This is a genomic window from Actinomadura sp. KC06 (assembly GCF_004348735.1).
In the GTDB taxonomy this organism is placed as follows: Bacteria; Actinomycetota; Actinomycetes; order Streptosporangiales; family Streptosporangiaceae; genus Spirillospora.
In genome coordinates this window covers 13,933-40,544 of sequence record NZ_SMKT01000080.1, presented here as the reverse complement: position 1 = coordinate 40,544, position 26,612 = coordinate 13,933, and the positions used below count along the sequence as shown (strand labels likewise).

The window sequence follows — 26,612 nt, the reverse complement described above, 5'->3', positions numbered from 1 at the left end:
GGGCAGTGCCCTTGGCGGCTGGGCAGGCGGGAGCTGAGCTGGCGTCCTCCCCGCGCTGCGGGACGCGCCGATCCTGCCGAGCAACCCGCGGAACAACACGATCATCGCGACGGTCTTGGCCGCGCGGACCAGCGGGCTACGCGACAGCCCGCCCTGCCAGATCCACCGCGAGATCCACGACGGGATCCGGACCAGGATGTACAGCAGACACAGCACCGTCCACAGATCGAGCTGGTCACCGGGGGTGCGCCAACCGAGCCAGGTGACCATGTCGGTGGTGAGGGCGACCTTCAGCGCGGTGATGAACACCAGCGCCTGGGCCACCTGGATCGCCAGGACCCCGGCGAAAGCCCGCCACCACAGCCGCGCCAGCCCTTCGGTCTGCGGTAGCGCGTGGCAGGCCAGCGCGAGCGGCGCGGCGGCGATCAGGACGATCGTCAGCATCATCCGGACCACGAAGATGAAGGTCAGGATTGTGCCGAGGAACACCGCCCAGATCACCACGAGCACGATGAAGGTCCCCACATCGCTCGGGTTGATCGAATGCAGGATGATCTTCTGGAGCTGCCCGGCGGCCGCGGCCGGGTCCACGCCCTGGCCCAGCAGCGCCGCCGAAAGCCCGTTGGCGAACGCGATGGCCTTGCCGACCAGCAGCAGGCTGACATTCGCCAACACCACCCCGATCACCAGGCGCGGAGCGATGTCCTTGACCGTGTAGGAACTCTGGAGGGTCTGGCGCCCCATCAACGTCAGCGCACCGACCAGCACCAGCAGCACAAAACAGGAGTTGGCCACCACCAATGACCCGGTCCACATGTCCCGAACCCGGCTCGTCTGGTCCAGTTGTGGTGTGGTCAGCAGGCTCTTGCCGAGCAGCCCGAACACCGGATTGATCGCGGACTTGACCAGGTCCTTGAACCAGTTATTGATCGCCTGCTTGACCTTGCAGGACATGTCGAACCAGCCGCACCCGCCCGAATCCTGCCCCTCTGGCGGAGCCAGCGATGGCGACGTGCTCGGAGAAGACGCGGGACGCGACGGATCGGGGGCCGGTGACGATGCAGACGTGCTCGGAGCCGGAGACAGCGGGGGAGCGTGCGGCATAGACGGCGCCTCGGCCGCCGTCGCAACCGACGCTACGCCGGTGTCGAGCAGTGCGGTCGCCGTGCTCCCCAGTACGGCCGCCGATACCGCGGTACAGCAGACCACCGCAACAGCGGCACGAACAGTACGGGATCGGGTTGCCATCGCGGGTCAACCGCCAACAAAGCCCTTGAGGATGGTCACCAGGACCGGTGCCATCACCGCGCCGCCGTAACCGATCGCGGCGTACTTCAAGGTGTCCTTGGCCTTGCCCACCTCACCCGGATCACCGCCGGCCAGCAGATACCGGATGAAGCCGACCGTCAAGAACAACGTCGCCAGCGCGACCAACAGACCGGTCAGCCACTTAGTGATGTTGTTGATCACCGTGTTCAGATCATTCGGCGGCGCGGCCACGACCGTCTGCGCCAGCGCGTCCGGCCCGGCGAACACAACGAGCACAACCATCAACACAGCAGCGACACAGGACGTCGCTCGCCGTAGTATCTTCGAGCGCATCGGCCACCTCCTCATCGGATGTGGCCGGGGCCCCGCAGCAGCCGGTCCGGGGGACTGCGGACCAACAGAGGCGCTATCACCTCCTTCCGGTCATGGGCCGCCCCGGCAAGCCCGGGGCGGCCCACTGGCACAGGAGACGTGGCCCGCCTGGGGCGGACGGACCCGCCGCCCGCGTAGTCCCGGCGCCCCCAGCACGCCACGCACACGCATACGATCTTCAGACGAAACGGCCTCAGCGAGGTCAGACCATCAGGCGTATGAAGATCGTCAGAGTGCCTATCAGCTGCTGATCCGGGACAAAGGTGCAGGCATTCCTCAGACACGGGCGATGTCGGTTCCCGGATGAAGAGCCGCGGACGACTTCTGGTACCGCTGCATCTGGCTCCCGTTCGTTGGGGCCGCGTGGCGGAAGGGTGCGTCAAGGTGAGCCTTGAATCCCCAAATGCCGAGAGATGAGTGGGCACCCCGCTATCGTCGACATGTGATCCCGGGATGGAAGCAGACCCCAAGCAGAACCATCGTCTCGGTGCTGGTGAACTGGCGCAGCAACGGTGAGATCAAGGCATATTTTCCTTGCGACATTCCCCGGAACGCCCAGTTGAACCACACAGTTGCGCCGCCGCGAAGACCCGGGCTATATCGGATCACCATCGAGCAGGACGACGAAGGTCCCCTAATATACGTTGGAGAAGCTGAACTCTTGCCGAGTCGGCTTTGGGCGTACACCCATCTGCTGCACGAGGACAAGCCCGAGAGTACAAGCGCCCGTCTGGCGGCCGAGATCCGCACCGCAGCCTGCGCGGAACGCCGAACGACTGTCGATATCGCTACCACGGGGAAGATGGCGCTGCGGGGTGAGGAGATAGATCTGAGGATGGCTATCAAGGCTCATCGGCTCCTTGCGGAAGCCGCAGCCGTACTGGATGAGGAGTGGAAGCACGGGACGGACGCCTACGTTCTCAACAAGGCGCTCGATGACGGCCTCAGATGGATCGCCCCTCCGCCCCCACTGGATGAGCCGGTTCTAAGACGGCGTGGGCCACAATCCGCGTGCTGACGCACGTCGGTCGCCCGAAGCTAGGGCCTTATCCGGAAGTGTTCTTCAGTAGTTGATCCTTAGTTGGATGCAGTCCAAACTGCTTCCGAATCGACTCTTTGAGGGCGCGAAAATCTCATCTCGACCAGCTTGCAGATCCGCCATGTCAAGAAGTTCTGCCCATGGCTAAGGCAGCCACCGTCCACCTTCAGTCCGGTCATACCTGGAGCACTAAATCGTTGGCCGACTCATGAACTCCGTCCAACCCATGAGGTCTTGGTCACTTTTGGACCAAAGTCCCTACCTGTGATGACGTTCCAAGGTCGCGATCTGTAACTGGAGTGCTAGCCGACAGGCGGAGGCTGAGCGAAGGAGACAGGTCGGCCAGTCGTCCGCCTAACCTCGGCTGCGAGCCGGACTCGAAAGTCGCGGATGGTCTCCTCGCAGTCGTCACACTCCACAAGGCGGAACTCCCTTGAGGCGTGAGCCCAACGAGCGAGCTGCACGCCCTCCTTCTCGGAGATCAAGGACTCTCGGGCGGACGCGATGGCTGCCTCGTTAAGTTCGGTCAGCTCTTCGAGAAGCCGGGCGACCGCGCATGCTGCCTCATCCTTTGTCTCGTGGTGTTCAGACGACAGATACGTACCCAGTAGGACACTCTGACTGTCGTCCTTGCGTTCAACAAGCACGTTGTGCCAGTGCTTCATCCCTCCAACGTACCCCCCGACACCGTCAGCGCCAGAGGCATGCGCAGGCCCGAATCGGTGCGCAACCACCAGACGGGTCGGGCTACGAGATCATCGCTCTGTTGGTGAAGCGGCCTACAGCACTGCTTCGATCTGGGGTGTTCATGTGGCAGTCCGGTGGTCGGCGCCAGTCGTGACGGGCTGCACCATGGCGGCAACGGCCTTTGTGCCCCGTACCGCACGGCAAACGGCAGCGGCACGGCACTCGACGGATGCTGACGACTGCCGGGCTGCACTGGCACGGCGCGGCAACCGGCAGGAGAACAACGGCATGCCGCGTCTCGTCTGGTGGGAATCGCGGCGATGTCAGTCGATCTCCACTTGGCCCTTCCGGCAAACCCACTTTGCGGCCTCCCACATGGCTTGCCGCTCCGGTCATCCTCGCGGAGTGCCGTGCCGGTGGCCACACGCTGGGTCCTCCGGCAGCGCAAGCACTGCGGGTCTGGCCGCCCGATACCTCAGCAGGGTGTTCTGGGCGCGTGGCGACAAACACCCGCCTATGTCGACCTCCCGAAGAGTGTCATATGAGCAGAACCACTATCGAAGTAGGCACCTTGCAAACGCCCAGGTAGATGCCGGTACATATGCGATCCGTATGAGGCGTCGGCCGACAATCCGGCCAGTAAGGAACCCATCCGCTCCCATGGGAGGACCGATCTCGTGCCGGAACCCTACTGGCACGATGACACGGCGACCTTGTACAGCGGAGATCCCCGCGAGGTCCTCGCGGAGATGCCGGACCAGGCCGTCGACTGCATCGTCTCCGCCCCACCCTCCTGTAACCCGGAACCCGACTCGACGCGGGCACACCAGGAACTGCCGCGCTACGGTCACGAGCCCACCCCGGCGCTGTATGTGGCCGCAATCCGCCGGGTGCTGGCCGAAGCCCACCGCGTTCTGGCCAATGAGGGAACCTGCTGGCTGGTTCTCAGCGACCGCTATGCAGACGAGACTGAACGGCGTGCTGGGCCGCCCGCAGGCCGGCATGCTCGCCGTATTCGCGACCACGCAATGATCGGGCTGCCCGTCAGGACTCTGATTGGCCTGCCGTGGCAGCTTGCCTTCGCCCTGCAGGATGACGGCTGGATCGTCCGCAACGTGATCATTCTGCATCACCCGGATGCGCGCGCCGAGCCGCCTCTCGACCGGCTGGCGGCCACCTACAAGCTGATCCTTCTGCTGGTGAAACAGCGGGGGTACTACTTCGACGTCGACGCGGTCCGCGAAGGGTTCCACCACCCCCGCGTGGCCGTCGACCCACGCGCCATAGGCTCCATCAAGCGAGCGGCGGGCTGCATCGGCGCCAGGGCGCCGGGTCGATCCCGCCGACGGCGCACCCATCGGCACGGGGCCGGAGCGTACGGCGTAGTCGCCGAGAATTGCCGCAGCCGCCAACACGGTCCGGCAATGCCGCCGACCGGTCAGCGGCATGCCGCTGCGCTTGAGTCCGGCAGAAACTCGGGCGATGTCTGGACAGTGCCGGTGCCGCTATCTGGTGGTGCCGCTCCGGTCGAAGTGCCGCTGCGTTGTGTTGCCGTCGGGTGCCGTCCGGGCGGCACCGTGCTCGACATGTTCACCGAAGATGCCACAACCGGTATTGCCGCCCGACGCCTCGGCCGCTCCTTCATCGGCGTGGGACAAACCTCAGACCTGTGCCGCACCGCTGAGCGCAGACTTCGCCAGGAGGACGGCAGGCGCGGGCATGGGGACACACCATGAGCCGCCGGACACAAGAACCTCACCAGACGGTTAGGTGCACGGGACTGAACAGGCAATATGCTGCCGGAACAAAGCCAGACCCGCCGAGTGGCGACCTGCCTTGTGATGCGGCCGACGACGCTGTGTCCGTCGAACTGCCCGCCGAGCCACCCCCTCTGACGCCCGAGGCGGCACGCGCACTGCTCCGGCTCCTCCTCAACATCCGGCAGCGGCGCACGAACTGAGAAGCGGCCAGTTCATCCGAGGGAATCTCATGATCAAACTTGCGTTCTGGGGACGATGCTCCACCGAAGACCGTCAAGACCCCGAAGCCTCCCGCGCTTGGCAATACTCCCGCGCCGAGCAACTCGTCGCCCCTCGCGGCGGCGTAATCGTCGCTGAGTACTTCGACGTCGATAAGTCCCGATCCATCCCGCCGGCTCGGCGCCCCCAGGCCAGCCTCCTCCTTGCTGAGCTGGCCAACCCCGACCGGGGTTTTGAGGCGGTGGTTGTCGGTGAGCCGCAGCGGGCGTTCTACGGCAACCAGTTCGGCAACACCTTCCCGCTGTTCGAGCACTACGACGTGCCGTTGTGGGTGCCGGAGATCGGCGGGCCGATCGACCCGGCCGTCGAAGCCCACGACATGATCATGTCGACGTTCGGGTCCATCAGCAAAGGCGAGCGGTCCCGGATCAAGACTCGGGTGCGGGCGACCATGGCGGCGCTGGCGCAGAACTCCAACCGGCATATCGGTGGGCGCCCGCCGTACGGGTACCGGTTGGCCGACGCCGGCCCGCATCCCAATCCCAGCAAGGCCGCTGATGGTAAGCGGCTGCACGTGCTGGAGATCGACCCGTACGCCGCTGAGGTCGTCCAGCGGATCTTCGCCGAGTTCCTGGCGGGCAAGGGGATCTTCGCCATCGCCGAAGGACTCACCGCCGACGGGATCTTGTCCCCGTCGGCCTACGACCGGGCGCGTAACCGGCATCGCAGCGGGCTCGCCTGGTCCAAGAGCGCCGTTCGCGTCATCGTGACCAACCCTCGCTACACCGGTCGCCAGGTGTGGAACAAGCAGCGCAAACGCGAAGTCCTCATCGACGTCCATGACGTCACCCTCGGGCACGAGACCAAGCTGACCTGGAACCCCCAGGACAGCTGGGTGTGGTCCGACGACATCGTGAACCCGCCGATCATCGATGAACAGACCTTCACCGCCGCGCAGGAAATGCTGGCCGCGCGAGGCCACGGACCGACCAGCCACAAGCCGCACCGTCGCCGCTACACCTACGTGCTGCGCGGGATCTTGTACTGCGGGCTTTGCAACCGCCGGATGCAGGGTCAGCGCAACCATGGGGCGCCCTACTACCGGTGCCGTTTCCCCGAGGAGTACGCGTTGGCCAACAAGATCATGCATCCACGCAATGTCTACCTGCCCGAAAGCGCCTTGCTGCCACGCCTGGACCGCTGGCTGGGCCGCTACTTCGCCCCGCACCGGCGAGCCGACACCATCGCCGCCATCCTCGCCGCCCAAGGTGGAGACGTGGAGGACGCCGCCACGGTCACGGCACGGGACACCATCGCCGAATGTGACCGCAGGCTCGCCCGCCACCGCGCCGCCCTAGAAGCGCTGGACGAGGACAGCGACCCGGCCGTCATCGCCGGATGGATCACCGAAACCCAGCAGCAGCGCGCCGCTGCCGAAGCCCGGCTACGCCAAGCCCCACAGCAGGTGGAGTTGAATCACGAGGAGCTCACCGGCCTGATCAACCAACTCGGCGATCGAGCCCAGGCCATCGCGACTGCCGACCCCGCCCGCAAGGCCGACCTGTACGCCAAGCTCGGCCTCCGCCTCACCTACCACCCCACACAACAAACGGTGCGGGCCGAGGCACACCTCGAAACCCGCACTCTGTGGGAGAAAGGTTCGTGTCGGAGGAGGGACTCGAACCCCCATGGAAGCGGGTTCTGGGTCGGCTCAGTTCGGGGCGTCGAACTCGATCTTCGTGTTGGCGGTTCGTATGCGCTGGCGGCCTGACATGTCGAGGCTTCTCGTATGAGCGACTTTGATGAATGGACTCCGGCGGATAGTACGGCGATCTTGATCAATCCCTATTTTGCGATCGACATCGATCCAACATTGACCCTCCCGCATGGCAAGCCGGTTTCTGAGGAGCACTGGATTGATGCTAATGCCAAGATGATTCGACACTGGGGCGCGGAGGTTTACCTGCAGAACCTGCTTGCTGTGCTCAAGGGGAACTATCCGCGTGATGCGTACGGAGAGCCGTTCGAGCCGCCGGGACGCCCAGCCCGATAGCGGGCTGCTGGTCCAGGTATCGGTAGCCACCCGCACGGACGCCCACCCATAGTTCGCGGGCAGGTGCGTAAGTCCCTCATCCAGCGAACCTCTTGATCAAGATGCGCCTATGGGTGTTCTATGAGACCTAGTTTCACGCTGCGGCGGGCGATCCGCGAGAGGTGATGGATTCGCTGCCGCGGACTGCCGCTTGGCAATAATGCAGGTAGGGGCGGCTGACATGAGATTTGTATGAGGTCCCGGTCCACAATCTGACCTGACACAACGCCTACCTGGTCTCAGGAAGGGACTCCGACCTCATGCAGGACGCCCCACGTGCGTCAGCACGGCGATTCGCCGTACTGGGCATGCGCCGCTGTACGTATCGTGCAGAACTCCAGGTGCCAAGCAAACCGGTCGTCATGACCGGCGGCGCACAGGCTGCCGCTTGGTTGCCGCGATCCCTTGCCGCTGACTGCCGCATGCGCGGCACCATGTTTGCCGCAGCGGCAACAGCGGCAACGAAATTGCCGCTTTGTCGGCGGACAGTTGCCGGATACCGGCAAAAGAATTGCCATTCTTGGGAGTTGCTTGCCAGGCTCGCGGACGCCAGTGAGGTCCTTTACACTCTCGTTCTCAAGACGACGTTGATGCCGGGTGCTGGAGCTGCTTCGGCCTCCTCATCGGGTGGCCTGCCGTGAGTGGGCCGCAGCTGTACACCCCGGCGGAGGCGGCGCAGGTCATGAAGGTGCGCGAATCATGGTTGCGGAAAAAGGCGGCTGCCCGGCTGATCCCGTGCACGTTCGTGGGGCGGCACCTGCGTTTCAGTGAAGGTGACCTTGAGGAGATCGTCCGTTCCGGTTCACGCCCGCCAGTGACGGCGACTCCTCGCCTGCGGACGCGCCGTAGCAACCGCACCTAGGCCAGGCCGACAGAACCAACTTCTGCCCGTGTCGATAGCCGAGGGTGAAGGGCCCGCTCGGGAATCCATTCATGGAGATTGACGAGGTGGTGTGATGGCGTACGCGCAACGGCATGGCAAAGGATGGAGGAGCCGGTACAAGAGACCGGACGGGACCTGGGGATCCCAGTCGGGATTCGAAACCAAGACCGCGGCGCAGGAATGGGGGAACGAACAGGAAGCACTTATCCGGCGCCATCTGTGGATCGACCCGGCAGAGGCTCAGACACCGTTCGGGCTCTTCGCCGAAGCCTGGCTACGGAACATCCGGCTGGCCATCACCACCCGGGCTAAGTACCAGTCGCACCTGGATACCCATCTGCTGCCACAGTGGGAGGACTGGCCGCTGGTAGTGATCTTCAATCACCATCTGGAGATTCAGGGCTGGGTCAATGAACTCCACGACGAACTGGCCGAGTCCACCGTCGCTTCGGTGTTCGCGTCGTTCTCCACGATCATGAATGTCGCGGTGCGGGCGCGGAAGATCCCGGCCAGCCCCTGTCAGGGCATCCGCGTCACGACCGGGCAAGGCGGCCCTGAGCGCCAGGTCGCCACACCGCTGCAGGTGCTGCGGGCCGCGTTGCGGCTGCACGACAGCTTCGGCTACGGCGGGTTCGTGCTGGCGCTGATGGACGCCTACACCGGAGCCCGCTGGTCGGAGCTGGTCGGGCAGCAGCCACACGAGTACGACGAGATCAACAAGGCCATCCGTGTCGCCGAACCGCTCGCCGAGGCCCGCGGACGGCTGGTCAAGGCCGAACGCCCCAAGACCCCGGCCAGCAAACGCTGGGTGCAGCTACCGCCGTTCCTGGCCGGCCTCTACGAGCGCCTCCTAGAGCAGACCGAACACCCCTACGCATTCGCGGGAGACAAAGGCGGCCAACTACGCCGCAGCCACTTCGCCCGGCGGTTCTGGCGCCCCGCCTGGGACGGCGACCCCAACCACCCGGACCCGGGCAAGCGCCGCCCACCGATACTGCGGGGATTCACCTTCCACGAGGGCCGGCATACTCAGCGGACCTGGCTGGCCGAAGACGGCATCCCCGATGTGGCCCGGGCCGCCCGGCTGGGGCACAAGCTGCCCGGGATGGCCGACGTGTACGAACACGTGACACCGCCGATGAAGGAACAGATCCTGGAGGCGCTGCAGAAGCGGTGGGAGACCTCACTGCTGGCCCTGCGACCCGGCGAGCGGGAACGCCTCATCGCCGCCGTGCCGCAGATGGACGGAGCCTTCGCTAAACTGCAGACAAGGCACCAGGCCGCGGTGTCCGGCGAGAAGATCGTCGCCCAGATATCGCCCAACCAGGCCTGAGGCCTCGCTCGTCAACAACACAAGCAAGGCCCCTGACCTGCGCAGAAGCGTGGTGGGCGATACTGGGATTGAACCAGTGGCCTCTACCGTGTCAAGGTAGCGCTCTCCCACTGAGCTAATCGCCCTTGCGAGGTGGAGACGGGATTTGAACCCGTGTACACGGCTTTGCAGGCCGTTGCCTCGCCTCTCGGCCACTCCACCAGAAGGAGACCTTCTGGTCATAGCCTGAAAGGCCCCTCAGAGCGGAAGACGGGATTTGAACCCGCGACCCTCACCTTGGCAAGGTGATGCTCTACCCCTGAGCCACTTCCGCTTGCGCCTCTCGGCGACGGGGAAACCTTAGCGCGTCCTCGGCGGTTCCCCAAACCGGTTTCGTGGGCGGACGCTTCGACGGGGGGCGAAGGGCGGGTCGCCTAGAGTCGGGGCATGGGGTCGGAGCATGTCCTGAGTGCGGACTTCGCGCCGGTCGCGGCGCTGCCGGCGGACCGGGCGCGGGCGGCGCCGCTGGACGGGCGGCCGCTCGCGGCGGGTGTCGCGGCGCAGACGGCGAGCGCGCATCTGGCGCGGCTGCCGGACGGCGGGTTCGTGACGGAGAAGGGCCTGGCGGGCCTGGCCGATTCGTTCGGGTGTGTGCTGCCGTGAATTTCGCTTATGCGGGTGGTCTGCTGGCGACGGGTCTCGTCGATCTGACGAATGATCTGGGGGCGCTGGATTCGCGGGGCTGGTGGGCCGTGGTCGTCACCTATGAGGGGAAGGCGACGTGTGCCCGGTTCGAGCGTGTGGGGGCGGCAGAGCATCCGGGGGGTGTGTGGGCCGGGCCGGGGGAGTGGAGCAGTTCGCTCGATCGGGCCGCGTACATGGCGGGCGTCCAGAGGATTCGGGACGCCATCGCTGACGGTGTCGTCTACCAGGCCAATCTGTGCCGGGTGCTTTCGGCCGAGCTGCCTGGCGAGTCGAGCATCGCGGGGCTGGGGGCGAGGCTCGCCAGAGGGAATCCCGCGCCGTACTCGATGACGATGAAGGTGCCCGGCCTTGAGGTCGCGTGCGCTTCGCCCGAGCTGTACCTGTCCCGCGACGGGGACGTCGTCGAGTCCCGTCCGATCAAGGGGACGGCGAAGACCGTGGACGGGCTGACGGCCAAGGACGACGCCGAGAACGTGATGATCGTCGACCTCGTCCGGAACGATCTGGGCCGGATCGCGGCGGTCGGCTCGGTGGAGGTGCCGGGCCTGTGCGAGGTGGAGGAGCATCCGGGGCTCGTCCATCTGGTGTCGACCGTCCGGGCGCGGATGGCCGGGGGAGGGTGGCCGGAGCTGATCGCCGCGACGTTTCCTCCGGGTTCGGTCACGGGCGCGCCGAAGGCGAGCGCGCTCGACCTGCTGGGGGTGCTCGAACCGGTGCCGCGCGGCCCGTACTGTGGGGCCATCGGCTGGGTGGACGCGGACTCCAGGCGCGGCGCCCTCGCGGTCGGGATCCGGAGTTTCTGGGCGGAGGGCGGCCTGCTCCGGTTCGGCACCGGCGCGGGCATCACGTGGGGGTCCGATCCGCTTCGCGAATGGCGCGAGACCGAGCTGAAGGCGGCTCGGCTTTTGGAGGTGGCTTCCGGTGACGGCGCAGGTCCCGATCTGGCTGAACGGGGAACTCGTCGACCCTGAGCGCGCGACGGTGTCGGTGTTCGATCACGGCATGCTCGTCGGCGACGGGGTCTTCGAGACGGTGAAGGCGGCCGACGGGGAGCCGTTCGCGCTGACCCGCCATCTGCGGCGGCTGGCCCGGTCCGCGGCCGGCCTTGGCCTGCCCGAGCCCGACCACGACGCCCTCGCCCAGGGGACCCTGGAGGTGCTGGCGGCGGCGCCGAAGTGGCCGCTGGCCCGCGTCCGCATCACCTACACCAGCGGGCCGGGGCCGCTCGGGTCGGCGCGCGGCGACACCGGGCCGACGGTGTCGATCATCGTGGCGCCGCAGACCCCGTTCCCGGCGACGGCGGACGTCACGGTCGTGCCGTGGACGCGCAACGAGCGCGGCGCGCTGTCCGGGCTCAAGACCACGTCCTACGCGGAGAACGCTCTGGCCCTCGCGTACGCCAAGGAGCGCGGCGGCGGCGAGGCGATCTTCGGCAACACGGCGGGGAACCTGTGCGAGGGGACGGGCACGAACGTCTTCGTCGTCCTCGGCGGGCGGCTCGTCACGCCGCCGCTGTCGTCCGGCTGCCTGGCCGGGGTGACGCGCGCGCTGGCGCTGGAGTGGTGCGGCGGCGAGGAGGAGGACGTCGCGCTGGACGACCTGTACCGCGCGGACGAGGCGTTCCTGACGTCCACGACCCGGGACGTCCAGCCGATCCACGCGGTGGACGGGACGGTCCTGCCCGCCGCGCCCGGCCCGATCACCGCGAAGGCCATGGCCGCGTTCGCCGCCCGTTCCGCCGAGCTCATGGACCCTTGACCAAGACGCGGCCCCGCACGCCTTTACGTGATCGATCTATTCGTTCACCGTATGTGGTGACGCTTGTAGGAGGTCACGCATGGGCCATTCCGGCAGGGACTTCTCCAAGAGGCGGATCGGCGCGGCGGCCGCGCTCGTGATGGCGGGCACGATGGCGGGCGCGGCGCTCGCCGGGTGCGGCGGCGGGTCCCCGACCGATCCGAACCGGGGCAAGGACGCCAAGAGCTACTCCCTGACGATCACCCGCAACGCCATCGAGGGCGGCAAGAACACCGAAGAGGCGGAGTGGATCACCAGGACGGTGATCCCGCGGTTCGTCGCGGCGCAGAAGGCGAAGGGCGTCACCGCGAAGGTGACGTTCCGGGGCCAGGGCGTGGACGACGAGTCGTACAAGACGAAGCTGGCGCTCGACCTGAAGTCCCGGTCGGGCGCCGACATCATGGACGTCGACGGCATCTGGGTCGGCGAGTTCGCGCAGGCCGGCTATCTCAGGCCGCTGCCGGAGGTGGTGGGCGCGCCGGCGGACGCGTGGGACGGCTGGTCCACGATCCCTGGAACGGTCCAGAAGCTGGCGATGTTCGAGGAGAAGCGCTACGGAATCCCGCCCGCCACCGATGGGCGCGTCCTGTTCTACAACAAGAAGCTGTTCGCGCGGGCCGGGCTCCCGGACGGCTGGCAGCCGAAGAGCTGGCAGGACATCCTCACGGCCGGCCGCGCCCTGAAGAAGCTCCCCGGCGTGACTCCGATCCAGCTCAACGCGGGCACCGCGATGGGCGAGGCGACCAGCATGCAGGGCGTCCTGCCGATGCTCGCCGGCGCCGGCGCCGAGATCTACACCGGCGGCAAGTGGACGGGCGGGGGACAGGCCGTCAAGCAGGTCCTCGGCCTGTACGCGCAGATCTACGGGCCCGAGGGCCTCGGCGACCCGAAGCTCCAGCAGGAGGCGAAGGGGCGCGACAAGTCGTTCGAGGAGTTCGCCGCGGGCAAGATCGGCATCCTGGCGGAGGGGGACTACTTCTGGCGGGACGTCGTCAACCCGAAGACCGGCGTCGCCAAGATGAGGACCCGCGACCAGGACGTCGGCTACGCGCTGATCCCGGCGGTCGTCCCGGGCAAGGGCGTCCGCGGGCAGTCGTTCGTGAGCATGTCGGGCGGCGCGGTCACCGTCATGAACCCGAACACGAAGTACCCGCAGCAGGCGTTCGAGCTGCTCGCGTTCATGAACTCCGCGGAGATGACCAAGGCGCGGACGGCCGGCACGCCAGAGCTCACGTCCCGCACGGACGTGAACAAGCAGATCCTCGCGGGCGATCCGTTCCTGACGTTCGTGTCGGAGAAGGTCCTGCCCGTCACGTCGTACCGTCCGGGCCTCGCGGTCTATCCGGAGGTCTCGACGGCGTTGCAGGAGGCCACGGCGAGCGTGGTGTCGGGCAAGAGCCCCGACCAAGCCGCCGCCGAATACACGAAGAAACTGGAAGGGATCGCCGGTGGCGCCGCCAACGTCACCCCGCGCTGACCTCGAACCCGCACGCCATGCCGGGGACGACGCGGCCGGGCTGGGACGCGGCCGGGCCGCGGCGTTCGTCGCTCCCGCACTGGTCCTCGTCTCCGTGTTCCTCGTGTTCCCGGCCCTCTGGACGCTGTACCTCGGCACGACCGACTACCGGCTCACCGGCCTCGCGGCGAGCGATCCGAAGTTCGTCGGCGCGGGCAACTACCGCGACGTCCTCGGCGACGGCGACTTCCACCGGTCGCTGTGGCTGACGCTGCAGTTCGTCGTCGGGTCGGCGGTGCTGGGGCAGACCGTCCTGGGGTTCGCGATCGCGTGGGTGATGCGCGACCGGTGGGGCCCGCTGCGCCGCCTGGTGGAGGGCCTGGTGCTGCTCGCGTGGATCCTGCCGGGGTCGGTCATCGCGTTCCTCTGGATCGCGCTGCTCGACCGCGACGGCGGCACCCTCAACGCGCTCCTCGGCGCGCCGGGCACGGCATGGCTGCTCGACCATCCGATGGCCTGCATCGTCGTGTTCAACATCTGGCGCGGCACCGCGTTCTCGATGATGCTGTACGGCGCGGCGATCGGGAACGTCCCGCCGTCCCACCTGGAGACGGCGCGGCTCGCGGGCGCGTCCACCTGGCAGACGCTGCGGGACGCGGTGCTCCCGCGCATCCGCGGCCACATCCTGACGAGCCTGCTGCTGGTCAGCCTGTGGACGTTCAACGACTTCACCCCGTTCTTGATCACGGCCGGAGGCCCGGACGGGCGTTCGGAGATCATGTCGGTGTACGTGTACCGGACCGCGCTCGGCGACGGGCGGCTCGGCTTCGGCGCCGCCATCTCGCTGATCATGATCCTGATCAACCTCGTGATCGCGCTGCTGTACCTGCGGGCGCTGCGCGACCGCTCCAGGAAGGCGGCGGTGGCGTGAACGAGACCGTCCGGGAGGTGCTGCGGAGGATCGGGCTGGCCACGTTCGTCTCGGCCGTCCTCGGGTTCTTCTCGCTGCCGCTGCTCTGGCTGGCGTTCGCGCCGTTCGACGCCGATCCCGGCATCTCCGCGTCGCTGCCCGAGTTCACGTTGCAGAACTTCCGGGTCCTGATGGACAACCCGTACGCGCTCGCGTCGCTGCGCAACTCGGTGCTGCTCGCCGCGGGGACGGCCGCGCTCGTCGTCACGGCGGCGGCGCTGGCGGCGTACGCGCTGAGCCGCGTCCGCGTGCCCGGACGGGACGCTCTGCTCTACGTCCTGCTCCTGCTGTCGTCCATCATCACCGGGACGGCGGCGATGGTGCCGATCTTCCTGCTGGCCTTCAACCTGCACCTGATCGACTCGCGGCTCGGCGTGATCCTGGTGCTGACCGGCGGGCTGCTCCCGGCGGCGATCTTCCTGCTGAAGGACTTCACCGACGCGACGCCCACGTCCTACGAGGAGGCCGCGCGGGTGTTCGGGGCGTCGCCGCTGCAGATCCTGCGGCACGTGGTCGTCCCGGTGATCCGGCCGGGCCTCGCCACCGTCGCGGTGTGGACGGTCGCGCAGGTGTGGGGCGACTTCCTGATGCCGTTCCTGCTGCTCCGCAACCCCGACAAGGCCCCCGCCTCGGTGATCATGTACACGTTCTACACCGAGGGGGGCCAGCCCGACCTCCCCCTGATCTCCACGTTCTCGCTGCTGTACTCGCTGCCGGTCGTGCTCATGTACCTGTTCGTGAGCCGCCGCTACGGATTCCGCTTCCACGGAGGGATCAAGCGCTGATGGCCGACATCGCGATCCGGGGGCTGACGAAGGTGTATCCGGGCGGCGTCCGGGCCCTGGACGCGCTCGACCTCGACGTGGCGGAGGGCGAGTTCTTCGCGCTGCTCGGCCCGTCCGGCTGCGGGAAGACGACGCTGCTGCGCACGATCGCCGGGCTGGAGACCGCGACCGGCGGGACGATCCGGCTCGCCGGCGCCGACGTGACGCGGCTCCCTCCTGGACGCCGCGACGTCGGCATGGTGTTCCAGGACTACGCGCTGTTCCCGCACATGAACGTCCTGGACAACATCGCCTACCCGCTTCGCGTCAAGCGGGTGGCCCGGGCGGAGCGGCACCGGCGTGCCAAGGACGCCGCCGACCTCCTCGGCCTGCTGGGCCTGGACGGGCGCCGTCCCGCCGAACTCTCCGGCGGCCAGCAGCAGCGGGTCGCGCTGGCCCGCGCGCTCGTCGCCGAACCGCGGATCTTCCTGCTGGACGAGCCGCTGTCCAACCTGGACGCGCGGCTCCGGCTGGAGGCCCGCACGCAGCTCAAACGGCTCCAGCTGCACCTCGGGATCACCACCGTCTTCGTCACCCACGACCAGGCGGAGGCGCTCGCGCTCGCCGACCGGATCGCGGTCATGGACGCCGGGCGGATCCGGCAGCTCGGCACGCCGGTCGAGGTTTTCCGGCGTCCCGCGAACCTGTTCGTCGCGGGATTCATCGGCTCCACGCCGATGAATCTGCTGCCGGGGACCGTCCGGGACGCGTCCGTCGAGATCGCCGGGGCCCGGCTGCCCGTCCCGGATGACGTCCGCGCGGAGATCCCGGACGGAACGGACGTCGTGTGCGGGGTACGTCCCGAATACCTTGATTTCCATGGGGACCCCGTGGACGGTGCGTTCGGCGGGACGGTGTCCGTCATCGAGCACCTGGGCGGGTCCTCGCTCGTGACCCTGGACGGAGAGGACAGACCGTCCTCCAGCCCCCACCCACCGCCATTCAACGGACGAGCTCCGCTCGGCGGTCCAGTGCGCGTCGTCGTGGCGGAGGGCCGCGAGCCCGAGCCGGGCACCGAGGGCTGGGCGGTGCCGCGCTCCGGCCGCGTCCTGCTCTACCGGGACGGTGAACTGGTGACGGCGGCGGAACCGGCGGCGGAGCCGACGATGGCTCCGCCGATCAAGGACGGGGGACCTGGATGACGGTGACAGTGCATCGAGGGCGCTGGAGCCTGGAAGACCGCCTGGAGGACGGGCTCCGCGAACTGCCCTTCGACGTTCCGCCCGGCACGGCTTCGGTGACGGTCGAGCTGTCCTTCGAGGGCGGTGTGATCGACCTGGGCTGCCATGGGCCGGACGGCTTCCGGGGCTGGTCCGGCGGGGCGCGCCGCCAGTACACGGTGACCGCCGAATGGGCGACGCCCGGATACCTGCCAGGGGAACTCGAACCGGGCACCTGGCACGTCTGGCTCGGCCTGCACCGGATACCGCCCGACGGCGTCCCGTACGAGGTCAGGGTGACCACATCTGGGACGCTTCCGACGCCCCCTGACGAGACGTTGCCGCCGCGGCCGGAACGTCCGCCGCGCCGGGATCTGCCCGCGTCGGACGGGATGCGATGGCTCGCGGGCGACCTGCACTCCCATACCGTCCACAGCGACGGGACGCTCACCGTCCACGAACTGGCGTGCCTCGCCGCGTCCCGCGGGCTGGACTTCCTCGCCGTCACCGACCACAACACCGTCAGCCACCATCCGCACCTGCCCGCCGCCGGGGCGCACGCCGGGATCACGCTGCTGCCCGGCCAGGAGGTCACCACCGATCTCGGGCACGCGAACGTGTTCGGCGACACCGGCTGGGTCGACTTCCGGCGCCCGAGCGCCGACTGGGTCGCGTTCGCCGACGCGCGCGGCGGCCTCATGTCGATCAACCATCCGCTGAGCGGTGACTGCGCGTGGCGCCATCAGCTGCCCGCGGCGTCCCGGCCCCGGTTCGCCGAGATCTGGCATCCGACCTGGTGGGACCGGCGCTGGGGTGCGCCGCTGGCCTGGGCGGACGTGTGGCGCCCGGACGGGGTCGTCCCGCTCGGCGGCAGCGACTTCCACGACCCGGAACAGTTCAAGAACGTCGGCGAGCCCGTCACCTGGGTCCTCGCCGAAGACGGCGACGTATTGGGCGGGCTGGCCGCCGGGCGGACGTCGATCTCCGCCGGGCCGGACGCGCCCGTCCTGCTGCGCGTCGACGGCGAGCTGATCGCGCTCGGCGCGGACGGGACCGTCCTCGTCCGGCCGGACGGGCGGCGCGCCGCCGTCCGGGGCGACCGCGTCCTGATGCCGGCGGACGGCCCGGGAATGCACCGCCTGGAAACCCACGAGAACGAGGTGATCGCGCTGTGCGGGTAGAGACCGCCCCGGACCGGGCAGAGGCCCCGGAGATCGTCGTCGTCCCCCACACCCACTGGGACCGTGAGTGGTACCTGCCGTTCCAGCGTTTCCGGCTTCGGCTCGTGTCGCTGCTCGACGGCGTCCTCGACCGCATGGACGCCGACCCGCGCTGGCGCTTCACGCTGGACGGGCAGATGGCGGCTGTCGACGACTACCTGGAGATCCGTCCCGAACGGCGCGCACGCGTGGCCGCGCTGGTCGCCGAGGGGCGGCTGGCGGTCGGGCCGTGGCAGATCCTGCACGACGAGTTCCTGTGCTCGGGGGAGAACATCGTCCGGAACCTGGAGCTCGGGATGCGGCGCGCGGAGGAGCTGGGCGCCGCGATGATGGTCGGCTACCTGCCCGACCAGTTCGGGCATTGCGCGCAGATGCCGCAGATCTTGAAGCTGGCGGGGATCGAGCACGCGTGCGTGTGGCGCGGCGTCCCCGACCGGGTCCGGGCGCACGCGTTCGCCTGGGAGGCGCCTGACGGCACGGCGATCCGCACCCAGTACCTGCCCGAAGGCGGCTACGGCAACGCCGCGTCGATGTTCGGCGACGGGCCGTCGAGTGGAGCTCGTCCGTTGGATGGTGGTGGGCGGGGGCCGGAGGACGGTGCGTCGCCGCTCCCGGGCCGCGCCGCCGGTTTCGCCGAGGCGATGGGCCGCTGGTATCCGCGCGGCGGCCCGCTGCTGGCCATGTACGGGGCCGACCACACCGCGCCCGCCGCCGACCTCGCCGACCGGATCTCCGCCGCCGGTCCCGGCATGCGCCTCGACACCCTCGCCGGGTACTTCGCGGGGGAGGAGACGTCCGTGGACGGGCTGCTCCACGTCCGGGGCGAGCTGCGGTCGCACGCCCGCGCCAACATCCTGCCGGGCGTGATCTCCGCGCGCGTCCGGCTCAAGCAGCTGCTGGGACGCGCCGAGCGGCTCGTCGAGCGGTACGCCGAGCCGCTGACCGCCCTCTGGTACGACGGCGACGCGCGGACGTTCCTCGACCTGGCGTGGCGGCGGCTCATCGAGACGAGCTGCCACGACTCCGTGACCGGCTGCGGCAGCGACGAGACCGCCGAGCAGGTCGCGGCGCACATGGCGGAGGCGGAGCAGCTCGGACGCGCCGTCTGCGACCTCGTCACCGCCGAACGCGCCGCGTCCGTCCCGCTCGGCTCGCACCTGGTGTTCAACCCGACCCCCGCCGCCCGGACCGGCCTGGTCACGGTGGACGTCCCGGCGCCGGAAGGGGAGCCGGGCCTCGTCGCGGGCGACGGGCGTCTCGTGCCCGTGCAGACCCTCGACATCGCGCCGACCGTGCTGGACGACGCCGTCCATCCGGCCTCCGACCTGCCGATCGTGCTGGAGCGCGTGTACGGGCGGGTGCTGTTCGGGCAGGAGATCCGCGACTGGGCGGTGTCGCGGGACGACCGCACGCTCACCTTCCATGTGACGTCCCGCGCCGACGCCGCCTTCGACATCGGCGACGTGCGGGAGGCGCTGCGCGGTGCTGAGGGGGAGTGGCGCGTCCGGATCCTGGCCGACCCGCGCCGCACCGTCGCCGCGCTGGTCGACGTCCCCGCGCTGGGCCTGACGACCGTGACCCCGGCCTTCGGCCCGGCCGCACCGGACGCCCCGGTCACGGCCGCCGAGAACGTCCTCGACAACGGCCTTCTCCAAGCGGAGATCCAGGAGGACGGCACGCTCAGTCTGCGCACCCCGTCCGGCCAGATCATCGAAGGCGTCGGACGCATCGTGGACGGCGGCGACCTAGGCGACTCCTACAACTACGCCCCACCCGCCGCCGACCGCCTCATCGAGGACCCGGACGGCGTGCGCGTCGAGCCCGTCTGGAGCGGCCCGCTGCTGGCCGCATACGACATCGTCCGGACGTACCGCTGGCCCACGTTCGGAGACTTCGGCCGCGACGCCCGCTCAGAGGCCGAGGAGGACGTGACCGTCACCACCCGCGCCGAACTCCGCGCAGGTGAGCCGTTCCTGCGGCTACGCGTCACGTTCGACAACCGCTCCGAAGACCATCGCGTGCGCCTGCACATCCCGCTGCCGCGCCGCGCCTCCTCGTCGTTCGCCGAAGGCCAGTTCACGATCACCGAGCGCGGGCTGACGGCCGAGGGCGGGTTCGGGGAGCGTCCCGTGCCGACGTACCCGGCGTCCGGATTCGTGGCGGCCGGGGGCCTCGCCGTCCTGCCGGAGCACGTCACCGAGTACGAGATCACCGGCGGCGGACGGGAACTCGCGCTCACCCTGCTCCGCTCGATCGGCCATCTGTCGCGGGACCGCAACGCCTACCGCGACCAGCCCGCCGGTCCGCAGCTCCCGACCCCGCAGGCCCAGTGCCGCGGCCTCCGGACGGCCGCTTTCGCGATCATGCCGTACGGCGGCGGACGGCCCGGTCCCGACGTCCTCCGGGCGGCCGAGACCTACCGGCACGACCTCCTCACCGCCGCCGGCTACGGCCCCGCCGCCGCGCCGCCCCCGCCGTCCCGCGTGGGCGTCGCGATCTCGGGCGACGGCGTCGTCATGACCTCGCTCCGGGCCCGCGACGGCTGGATCGAGACCCGGATGGTCGCCCAATCCGACGAGCCCGCGACCGCCGTCCTGCAAGGCCCGTTCACCGAGGCCACCCGCGTCGACCTGCGCGGACGCCCCGGACTGCCCATCGACGTCCACGACGGGACGGCCGCGCTGGCACTGCGCCCCTGGGAGATCGCGACGGTCCGGCTCAGACCTTAGACAGGGCGTGCGCGCGGGAGGCCGCCATCGCCGCGCCCACGATGCCCGCGTTGTTCACCAGCCGCGCCGGCACGATCTCCGCCCGCACCCCGGTGATCAGCGGGACGAAATGCGCGGACCGCCTGCTCACCCCGCCGCCCACGATGATCAGCGACGGGGAGATCAGCGCCTCCAGATGCCGCATGTACACGCCGAGCCGCTTGGCCCACTTCTCCCAGCCGAGCCCCTCGTCCTCGCGGGCCTTCGCGGACGCGCGCTCCTCCGCGTCCCGCCCGCCGATCTCCAGATGCCCGAACTCGGTGTTCGGGACGAGGACGCCGTCGGTGAACAGCGCGCTGCCGATGCCGGTCCCGAGCGTGAGCACCACGACCGTCCCGCGGCGCCCGCGTCCCGCGCCGAGCCGCATCTCGGCGAGGCCGGCGGCGTCGGCGTCGTTGAGCAGCGTCACGTCCCGCCCGGTCGCGTCCGCGATCATGGACGCCGCGTCCAGCCCGATCCAGTGCTTGGACACGTTCGCCGCCGACAGCGTCACGCCGTCGATCACCACCCCGGGATAGGTGACGCCGACCGGGCCGTCCCACCCGAAATGCTCCACGATCTCGGCGAGGACCTTCACGACCGCCTTCGGCTTGGACGGCTGCGGCGTGTCCACCCTGAACCGCTCGCGGGTGAACGAGCCGTCCGCCAGATCGACCGGCGCCCCTTTGATCCCCGACCCGCCGATGTCGATCCCCAGCATCTCCGTGGCCATGCCTTCACTGTGCCCGATGCGCGCCGCGCCTACGAGTCCTCCGCGGGCCTGTGGGCCTACGAGTCCTCCACTGGCTGCGGGCCTACGAGTCCTCGACGAGCTGCAGGCCGATGACGCCGACGAGGATGAGCGCGAGGAACGCCAGCCGGACCGGCGACGTGCTCTCGCTGAACGCGATCATGCCCGCCGCCGCGACGCCGACCGCGCCCAGCCCGACGAAGATCGCGTAGGCCGTGCCGACCGGCAGCACCCGCAGCGACAGCGCCAGCACCACGACGCTGAGCACCGCGACCGTGAGCCCGATGACCGTCGGCCAGAACTTCGTCAGGCCGTCCGACTCCTTCAGCGCCGTCGCCCACACCAGCTCCATCAGCGAGGCGACGACGAGCAGCACCCAGGCCATCAGGCCGCATACCCTCCGTCCACGGCGATCGCCGCTCCCGTCACGTAGTCGCCGCCCGGACCCGCCAGATGCGCGACCATCGCGGCGATCTCCTCCGCGCGCCCGTACCGGCCGAGCGCCGTGAACCCCCGCTCGAACTCGGCGTCCGGCGAGTCGGCCGGATTCATCTCGGTGTCGGTCGACCCCGGCTGGACGACGTTCACGGTGATCCCGCGCGGCCCGAGATCGCGGGCCAGGCCGCGGGTCAGCCCGGTCAGCGCCGACTTGCTCATCGCGTACAGCGTCCAGCCCGGATAGGGGACGCGCTCGGCGAGGCTGCTGCCGATGTTGACGATCCGCCCGCCCGGACCGAGATGGCGGGCCGCCGCCTGCGCCGCCACGAACGCCGCCCGGACGTGCAGCGCGAGGGTCAGATCGATCTCCTCGGCCGTCACGTCCTCCAAGGGCCCATATGGCGCGATCCCGGCGTTGTTGACCAGGATGTCGAGCCGCCCGAACTCCGCCGCCGCCCGCTCCACCGCCCTGGCCGCAGCCGCCGGACCGTCCTCCAGCCCCCACCCGCCGCCATTCAACGGACGAGCTCCGCTCGACGGATCAGCTAGGTCGGCGGCGATGGCCAGCCCGCGCCGTCCCTCCGCCTCGATCCCGCGCACGACCTCGGCCGCCCGTTCCGGGGCCCGCACGTAGGTCACGGCGACGTCCGCGCCCTCCCGCGCCAGCCGCAGCGCGATCGCGGCGCCGATGCCGCGCCCGCCTCCGGTCACCAGGGCGGCCCGTCCGGCAAGCTGATCCGTCATCTCGTCCTCCGGCCCTAATAGGAAAAGTTTCCGCTTAGCGAGATTAACCGGAGAGTTCTCCGGATACAAGTCCGGTTAGTCTGCTGTGCTGTGCCGAGAGGGGACGGAATGCGCGAGCTGCCGGTCGTGGGAAGCCCGCCCGCCGAACGCGCCGACGCGGCGCTCAACCGGCGCCGCATCCTCCGCGCCGCCGCCGAGATGATCGCCACCCGCGGTCCCGAGGCCGTCTCCATGGACGAGGTCGCCCGCGCCGCAGGCGTCGGCGTCGGCACCGTCTACCGCCGCTTCGGCGACCGCGCCCGCCTCGTCTACGCCGTGATCGACGAGCGCGAGCGCGACTTCCAGGCCGCGTTCATCCAGGGCCCGCCGCCGCTCGGGCCCGGCGCGGCGCCGTCCGGCCGCCTCCGCGCGTTCCTGCACGCCCTCGCCGACCGCACCGAGGCTCAGGCGGACCTCCTCCTCATGGCCGAGTCGGGCCCGTCCGACGCCCGCTTCCGGGACGGCTCCTACGGCCTGTACCACCGGCACGTCGCGATGCTCCTCCGCGAGATCCGTCCCGGCGCGGACGCCGCCTACCTCGCCGACGCGCTCCTCGCCCCCTTCGCCGCGAACCTGTTCCTCTACCAGCGCCGCACCCGCGGCATGCCCCTGGACCGCATCAAAACCGGCCTGGACGCCCTCACCGAGAGCCTCATCACGCACACCCCGGAAACCTGATCACGGACCGATGATGAGCCGAAGCCCTTAACCGGACGACCGCGGCCCGCCAGACTGGGGGACGTGAATGACTTCGATCTCCTCGTCCTCGGTTCGGGCCCCGGCGGGCAGCGCGCCGCCATCGCCGCCGCCAAGCTGGGCCGCAAGGTCGGCATCGTCGACCGCCGCGACATGATCGGCGGCGTCTGCATCAACACCGGGACGATCCCGTCCAAGACGCTCCGCGAAGCCGTCCTGTACCTCACCGGCCTCAACCAGCGCGAGCTCTACGGCCAGAGCTACCGGGTCAAAGAGGACATCACGGTCGCCGATCTCGGGATGCGGACGCAGCACGTCATCGGCCGGGAGACCGACGTCGTCCGCAGCCAGCTCGCCCGCAACCGCGTCGCCGTCCTGCCCGGGCGCGGCCGGTTCCTCGAACCGAACGTGATCGGGATCAGCGGCAACGGCGACCGCGAGCACAAGGTCACCGCTGACCGCGTTGTCATCGCCACCGGCACCCGCCCGGCGCGTCCCGACACCGTCGCCTTCGACGACCGGACGATCATCGACTCCGACGGCATCATCAACATGGAGCGCATCCCCGAGACCATGGTCGTCGTCGGCGCCGGCGTCATCGGCATCGAGTACGCCTCGATGTTCGCCGCGCTCGGCACCAAGGTCACCGTCGTCGAGCGGCGCGAGCGGATGCTGGACTTCTGCGACCTGGAGATCGTCGAGGCGCTCAAGTACCACCTGCGCGACCTGGCCGTCACGTTCCGGTTCCGCGAGAGCGTCGCGTCCGTCGAGCGCATGCCGCAGGGCGCGATCACCGTCCTCGAAAGCGGCAAGCGCATCCCCGCCGACACCGTCATGTACTCGGCCGGGCGCTACGGCATGACCGACGACCTCGGCCTGGACGCCGCCGGCCTGGCCGCCGACGCCCGCGGCCGGATCAAGGTGGACGAGCACTACCGCACCGACGTCCCGCACATCTACGCCGTCGGCGACGTGATCGGCTTCCCGTCCCTCGCCGCGACGTCCATGGAGCAGGGCCGCCTGGCCGCCCACCACGCCTGCGGCGAGCCCGTCGCGGAGATCCACGAGACCCAGCCCATCGGCATCTACACGATCCCCGAGATCAGCTTCGTCGGACGCACCGAGGACGCCCTCACCGAGGCCAAGGTCCCCTTCGAGGTCGGAGTCTCCCGCTACCGCGAGCTCGCCCGCGGCCAGATCATCGGCGACTCCTACGGGATGCTCAAACTGCTCGTCTCACCCGAGGACCGGCGCCTCCTCGGCGTCCACGTCTTCGGCACGGGCGCCACCGAGCTCGTCCACATCGGCCAGACGGTCATGGGCTGCGGAGGCACCGTCGACTACCTGGTCAACGCCGTGTTCAACTACCCGACCCTCGCCGAGTCCTACAAGGTCGCCGCCCTCGACGCGATGAACAAGATGCGCCACATCGCGCGCCTGTCCTCCTAGGACGGCCACAGTAGGTTCTCCAGCTCGGCGTCGATGTCGATGAACTCGGTCTCCTCGCCCGCCGGAACGGCCTGGTACGTCCGGTGCAGGAAGTCGGCCAGCGGCGACAGCGGCACCTCGAACAACGCGTCCCCGAAGGGGGACGACAGCGCGATGTTGAGCGTGGCGTCGTCGGAGCCCGGCCAGACCTCCACATCCCCGTCCCCGACCTTCCGCACGATGCCGACCGTGAGGAGCTCCCTCGCGAAGATCCACTCCACCGGCTCGTCATCGCCCACGTAGAAGGCCATCCGGATCGCGTACGGATCGTCGGCCGCGTAGTCCAGCCCGGCGAGCAGCGGAACGGTCGTACGGTCGGGGACGACGAGTCGAAGGCCCAGCTGCGCTGAGACGGTGGTGTTCATAGGCCATTCCCTCTAACGTCGTGTCCCGCAGGCGGGGCTCCCCGGTGAGTGCTTCTCCTCCCCACGGACATCCCCGCGATCTATGACGCCTAACTGCCTGATCGCGCCTGAACATTCCGGCGTCCCGGACCTTTGTGACTCATCTCACCGTGCCTGACCTGCGCAAAGACGGAAGTTTCCGCCCTTGTGCCCCCGCCCCGTGCGACGATCGGCCAGGTAAAACCTCCCGTTCCCGCCCCCGTCCGCCTGCCTTTAAGGTAAAGCCGTGGCAATCAAGAACGAAAAGGAAGCCCCGCCCGCGGAGCCGCGCCGCATCCACCGGTTCCGCGAACGCATCCGGCGCAACCGCCTCCTCAACACGGCCTGGCGCCTCGGCGTCTTCGCGGTCGGCTCCGCCGTCCTCCTCGGCGGCCTCATCATGATGGTCACCCCCGGCCCCGGCATCCTCGGCATCGTCGTCGGCCTCGCCATCCTCGCCACCGAGTTCGCCTGGGCCCAGCGCGCCCTCCACCGCGCCAGGGCCGCCGCCGACCGCGCCAAGGAAAAGGCCCTCGACCCCCGCGCCCGCCGCCGCAACCTCATCGTCGGCACCTTCACCGCCGTCTTGGCCGCCGCCGCCCTCACCGCCTACCTGGCCATCTACGGCTTCGTCGTCCCCTGGAACATCGACGACCCCACCTTCTGGACCTGACCCCTGCGCATGCGCACACAACCCCCAACATGCGCTAGAGTTTCCGACGTCCAGGGCGATTAGCTCAGTGGGAGAGCGCTTCGTTCACACCGAAGAGGTCACTGGTTCGAACCCAGTATCGCCCACCCGTATAGATGCAGGTCAGGCCCGGCTTCCGCCGGGTCTTCCCTATTCTGTGCCAGACCTGGCGACCGGGCCGAGCGAATGACAGCGATGTGATTACTCTCGTTGCCGTAAGTGGGCGTCTCGGCCTAGCGGTCGGACTTCGTTGCGGGTGGCGACGCCGCTCGGACCCGCTCTGGATGCGGCGAAGCACAAGGTCAGCACGCGTCATTGCGCCCTCGCCACGGCCTTGATTGGCACCGAAACGGTGCGGTGACGGGCGGCGCGAACCGCGCCGACGTTCCACACCCGGCCATTCGCCGCTGGGTATCCAAGCGGGTGCTGACGGGCTACTGCGTGGTCCGCGGTTGCTGAAGGTCAACCTCAACGAGATTGATGCCATCGTGCGCCCTATCCCCACGGCCGGACGAGGGTGCCCCGACGCTGCCTGAGAACAACGAAGGCCGGCCCGGGGCTACGAGCTCGGCTTCGGAAGGTGGGACCACGAGCCCACGGCGCCGAGGACGGCCCACACGTCCTCACAGGCATACAGTCGCGAGGCGCAGTCAGACCTCTGCGCATCCGAGGGGTAGGGGACTGAAACGCCCTGGCGGGACGGGAAGCACAACCATGTGAGATCCCGTGCCGATGGTTCACTCCGAAGAGCGCCGATGCGGTGGGCGCCTTCGCCCGCCGGGGGAGGACGGCCAACCGTCCGCCTCCGTGCGCAAGCTGAGGGGTCAGGCTCTCAGGTCGGCGTCGTCGGAGACGGCTGCGGTTCGGCTG

General features: G+C 69.1%; 25 protein-coding genes and 4 tRNA genes. 19 read left to right on the top strand and 10 right to left on the bottom strand.

The features are described 5' to 3' along the window. Both E1287_RS24485 and E1287_RS24480 read right to left on the bottom strand, forming a co-directional pair. Positions 1 to 954 (bottom strand): hypothetical protein (locus E1287_RS24485; protein WP_207934427.1); only part of this gene is annotated, 954 nt, incomplete at its 3' end. 300 nt (positions 955 to 1,254) lie between these two features. Continuing rightward, on the bottom strand, positions 1,255 to 1,602 hold the full coding sequence (locus E1287_RS24480) for a pilin (protein WP_131967392.1): 348 nt from the start codon (positions 1,600 to 1,602) through the stop codon (positions 1,255 to 1,257). 481 nt (positions 1,603 to 2,083) lie between these two features. Between E1287_RS24480 and E1287_RS24475 the strand changes: the two genes are divergently transcribed. Continuing rightward, the gene (locus E1287_RS24475; RefSeq protein ID WP_131967391.1) at positions 2,084 to 2,659 is read left to right on the top strand and encodes a hypothetical protein; all 576 of its coding nucleotides are present in this window, start codon (positions 2,084 to 2,086) and stop codon (positions 2,657 to 2,659) included. A gap of 323 nt (positions 2,660 to 2,982) precedes the next feature. Here E1287_RS24475 and E1287_RS24470 read toward each other — a convergent pair whose 3' ends face one another. Then, a complete protein-coding gene (locus E1287_RS24470) occupies positions 2,983 to 3,345 on the bottom strand; it encodes a hypothetical protein (protein WP_131967390.1) in 363 nt (120 codons plus the stop codon). A 699-nt stretch (positions 3,346 to 4,044) separates the two neighbouring features. Between E1287_RS24470 and E1287_RS24465 the strand changes: the two genes are divergently transcribed. From E1287_RS24465 to E1287_RS24445, 5 genes are all read left to right on the top strand, one after another. Beyond that, positions 4,045 to 5,103: a DNA methyltransferase gene (locus E1287_RS24465; RefSeq protein ID WP_131967389.1), complete on the top strand. Its 1,059-nt coding sequence runs from the start codon at positions 4,045 to 4,047 to the stop codon at positions 5,101 to 5,103. A 253-nt stretch (positions 5,104 to 5,356) separates the two neighbouring features. Further along, positions 5,357 to 7,117, top strand: coding sequence for a recombinase family protein (locus E1287_RS24460; protein WP_131967388.1), 1,761 nt, complete (start codon positions 5,357 to 5,359; stop codon positions 7,115 to 7,117). 18 nt (positions 7,118 to 7,135) lie between these two features. After that, the gene (locus E1287_RS24455) at positions 7,136 to 7,399 is read left to right on the top strand and encodes a hypothetical protein (RefSeq protein ID WP_131967387.1); all 264 of its coding nucleotides are present in this window, start codon (positions 7,136 to 7,138) and stop codon (positions 7,397 to 7,399) included. 676 nt (positions 7,400 to 8,075) lie between these two features. Beyond that, the gene (locus E1287_RS24450; RefSeq protein ID WP_279506587.1) at positions 8,076 to 8,300 is read left to right on the top strand and encodes a helix-turn-helix domain-containing protein; all 225 of its coding nucleotides are present in this window, start codon (positions 8,076 to 8,078) and stop codon (positions 8,298 to 8,300) included. Between the two features lie 94 nt (positions 8,301 to 8,394). Next, a complete protein-coding gene (locus E1287_RS24445; protein ID WP_131967386.1) occupies positions 8,395 to 9,654 on the top strand; it encodes a tyrosine-type recombinase/integrase in 1,260 nt (419 codons plus the stop codon). A gap of 50 nt (positions 9,655 to 9,704) precedes the next feature. On the opposite strand, the gene E1287_RS24440 is transcribed toward E1287_RS24445, so the two are convergent. The 3 genes from E1287_RS24440 to E1287_RS24430 form a co-directional block, all read right to left on the bottom strand. Beyond that, positions 9,705 to 9,779, bottom strand: a tRNA-Val gene (locus E1287_RS24440). A 5-nt stretch (positions 9,780 to 9,784) separates the two neighbouring features. Next, positions 9,785 to 9,855 (bottom strand) — tRNA-Cys (locus E1287_RS24435). Between the two features lie 40 nt (positions 9,856 to 9,895). After that, a tRNA-Gly gene (locus E1287_RS24430) sits at positions 9,896 to 9,967 on the bottom strand. 113 nt (positions 9,968 to 10,080) lie between these two features. Between E1287_RS24430 and E1287_RS24425 the strand changes: the two genes are divergently transcribed. From E1287_RS24425 to E1287_RS24385, 9 genes are all read left to right on the top strand, one after another. Beyond that, the gene (locus E1287_RS24425; protein ID WP_131967385.1) at positions 10,081 to 10,296 is read left to right on the top strand and encodes a hypothetical protein; all 216 of its coding nucleotides are present in this window, start codon (positions 10,081 to 10,083) and stop codon (positions 10,294 to 10,296) included. Then, positions 10,293 to 11,309 (top strand): chorismate-binding protein, encoded by a 1,017-nt coding sequence (locus E1287_RS24420; RefSeq protein WP_243719410.1) that lies wholly within the window; start codon positions 10,293 to 10,295, stop codon positions 11,307 to 11,309. The genes E1287_RS24425 and E1287_RS24420 overlap by 4 nt, the downstream gene beginning before the upstream one ends. Next, on the top strand, positions 11,260 to 12,096 hold the full coding sequence (locus E1287_RS24415) for an aminodeoxychorismate lyase (protein WP_243719409.1): 837 nt from the start codon (positions 11,260 to 11,262) through the stop codon (positions 12,094 to 12,096). Before E1287_RS24420 ends, E1287_RS24415 begins: the two co-directional genes overlap by 50 nt. Positions 12,097 to 12,175: 79 nt before the next feature. Beyond that, entirely contained in the window at positions 12,176 to 13,612 is a 1,437-nt protein-coding gene (locus tag E1287_RS24410) for an extracellular solute-binding protein (protein WP_243719408.1), read from the top strand. Beyond that, positions 13,584 to 14,522 (top strand): sugar ABC transporter permease, encoded by a 939-nt coding sequence (locus tag E1287_RS24405; RefSeq protein WP_131967384.1) that lies wholly within the window; start codon positions 13,584 to 13,586, stop codon positions 14,520 to 14,522. Before E1287_RS24410 ends, E1287_RS24405 begins: the two co-directional genes overlap by 29 nt. Further along, positions 14,519 to 15,346 carry a carbohydrate ABC transporter permease gene (locus E1287_RS24400; protein ID WP_131967383.1) on the top strand — a complete coding sequence of 276 codons (828 nt, stop codon included), beginning with the start codon at positions 14,519 to 14,521 and terminating at the stop codon, positions 15,344 to 15,346. Before E1287_RS24405 ends, E1287_RS24400 begins: the two co-directional genes overlap by 4 nt. Continuing rightward, on the top strand, positions 15,346 to 16,527 hold the full coding sequence (locus E1287_RS24395) for an ABC transporter ATP-binding protein (RefSeq protein ID WP_131967382.1): 1,182 nt from the start codon (positions 15,346 to 15,348) through the stop codon (positions 16,525 to 16,527). The genes E1287_RS24400 and E1287_RS24395 overlap by 1 nt, the downstream gene beginning before the upstream one ends. Then, positions 16,524 to 17,726 (top strand): CehA/McbA family metallohydrolase, encoded by a 1,203-nt coding sequence (locus E1287_RS24390; protein ID WP_131967381.1) that lies wholly within the window; start codon positions 16,524 to 16,526, stop codon positions 17,724 to 17,726. The genes E1287_RS24395 and E1287_RS24390 overlap by 4 nt, the downstream gene beginning before the upstream one ends. Next, positions 17,717 to 20,494 carry a glycoside hydrolase family 38 C-terminal domain-containing protein gene (locus E1287_RS24385; protein WP_207934426.1) on the top strand — a complete coding sequence of 926 codons (2,778 nt, stop codon included), beginning with the start codon at positions 17,717 to 17,719 and terminating at the stop codon, positions 20,492 to 20,494. Before E1287_RS24390 ends, E1287_RS24385 begins: the two co-directional genes overlap by 10 nt. Here the strand turns inward: E1287_RS24385 and ppgK are convergent. From ppgK to E1287_RS24370, 3 genes are all read right to left on the bottom strand, one after another. Further along, the gene (gene ppgK / locus E1287_RS24380) at positions 20,484 to 21,245 is read right to left on the bottom strand and encodes a polyphosphate--glucose phosphotransferase (protein WP_131967380.1); all 762 of its coding nucleotides are present in this window, start codon (positions 21,243 to 21,245) and stop codon (positions 20,484 to 20,486) included. The two genes, E1287_RS24385 and ppgK, sit on opposite strands and share 11 nt — an antisense overlap. Before the next feature lie 82 nt (positions 21,246 to 21,327). Next, positions 21,328 to 21,648 (bottom strand): multidrug efflux SMR transporter, encoded by a 321-nt coding sequence (locus E1287_RS24375; RefSeq protein WP_131967379.1) that lies wholly within the window; start codon positions 21,646 to 21,648, stop codon positions 21,328 to 21,330. Beyond that, positions 21,648 to 22,445, bottom strand: a complete 798-nt coding sequence (locus E1287_RS24370; protein ID WP_131967378.1) for an SDR family oxidoreductase — start codon at positions 22,443 to 22,445, stop codon at positions 21,648 to 21,650. The genes E1287_RS24375 and E1287_RS24370 overlap by 1 nt, the downstream gene beginning before the upstream one ends. 108 nt (positions 22,446 to 22,553) lie before the next feature. Between E1287_RS24370 and E1287_RS24365 the strand changes: the two genes are divergently transcribed. Both E1287_RS24365 and sthA read left to right on the top strand, forming a co-directional pair. Further along, entirely contained in the window at positions 22,554 to 23,162 is a 609-nt protein-coding gene (locus E1287_RS24365) for a TetR/AcrR family transcriptional regulator (protein ID WP_131967377.1), read from the top strand. 63 nt (positions 23,163 to 23,225) lie between these two features. Next, entirely contained in the window at positions 23,226 to 24,629 is a 1,404-nt protein-coding gene (gene sthA, locus E1287_RS24360; RefSeq protein ID WP_131967376.1) for a Si-specific NAD(P)(+) transhydrogenase, read from the top strand. Here sthA and E1287_RS24355 read toward each other — a convergent pair. Continuing rightward, entirely contained in the window at positions 24,626 to 25,033 is a 408-nt protein-coding gene (locus E1287_RS24355) for an SsgA family sporulation/cell division regulator (protein WP_131967375.1), read from the bottom strand. The two genes, sthA and E1287_RS24355, sit on opposite strands and share 4 nt — an antisense overlap. Positions 25,034 to 25,298: 265 nt before the next feature. Here E1287_RS24355 and E1287_RS24350 point away from each other — a divergent pair, with 265 nt between their 5' ends. Together E1287_RS24350 and E1287_RS24345 are read left to right on the top strand one after the other, a co-directional pair. After that, a complete protein-coding gene (locus E1287_RS24350) occupies positions 25,299 to 25,724 on the top strand; it encodes a TIGR02611 family protein (protein WP_131967374.1) in 426 nt (141 codons plus the stop codon). Positions 25,725 to 25,777: 53 nt separating this feature from the next. Beyond that, a tRNA-Val gene (locus E1287_RS24345) sits at positions 25,778 to 25,849 on the top strand. Positions 25,850 to 26,612 lie beyond the last annotated feature (763 nt).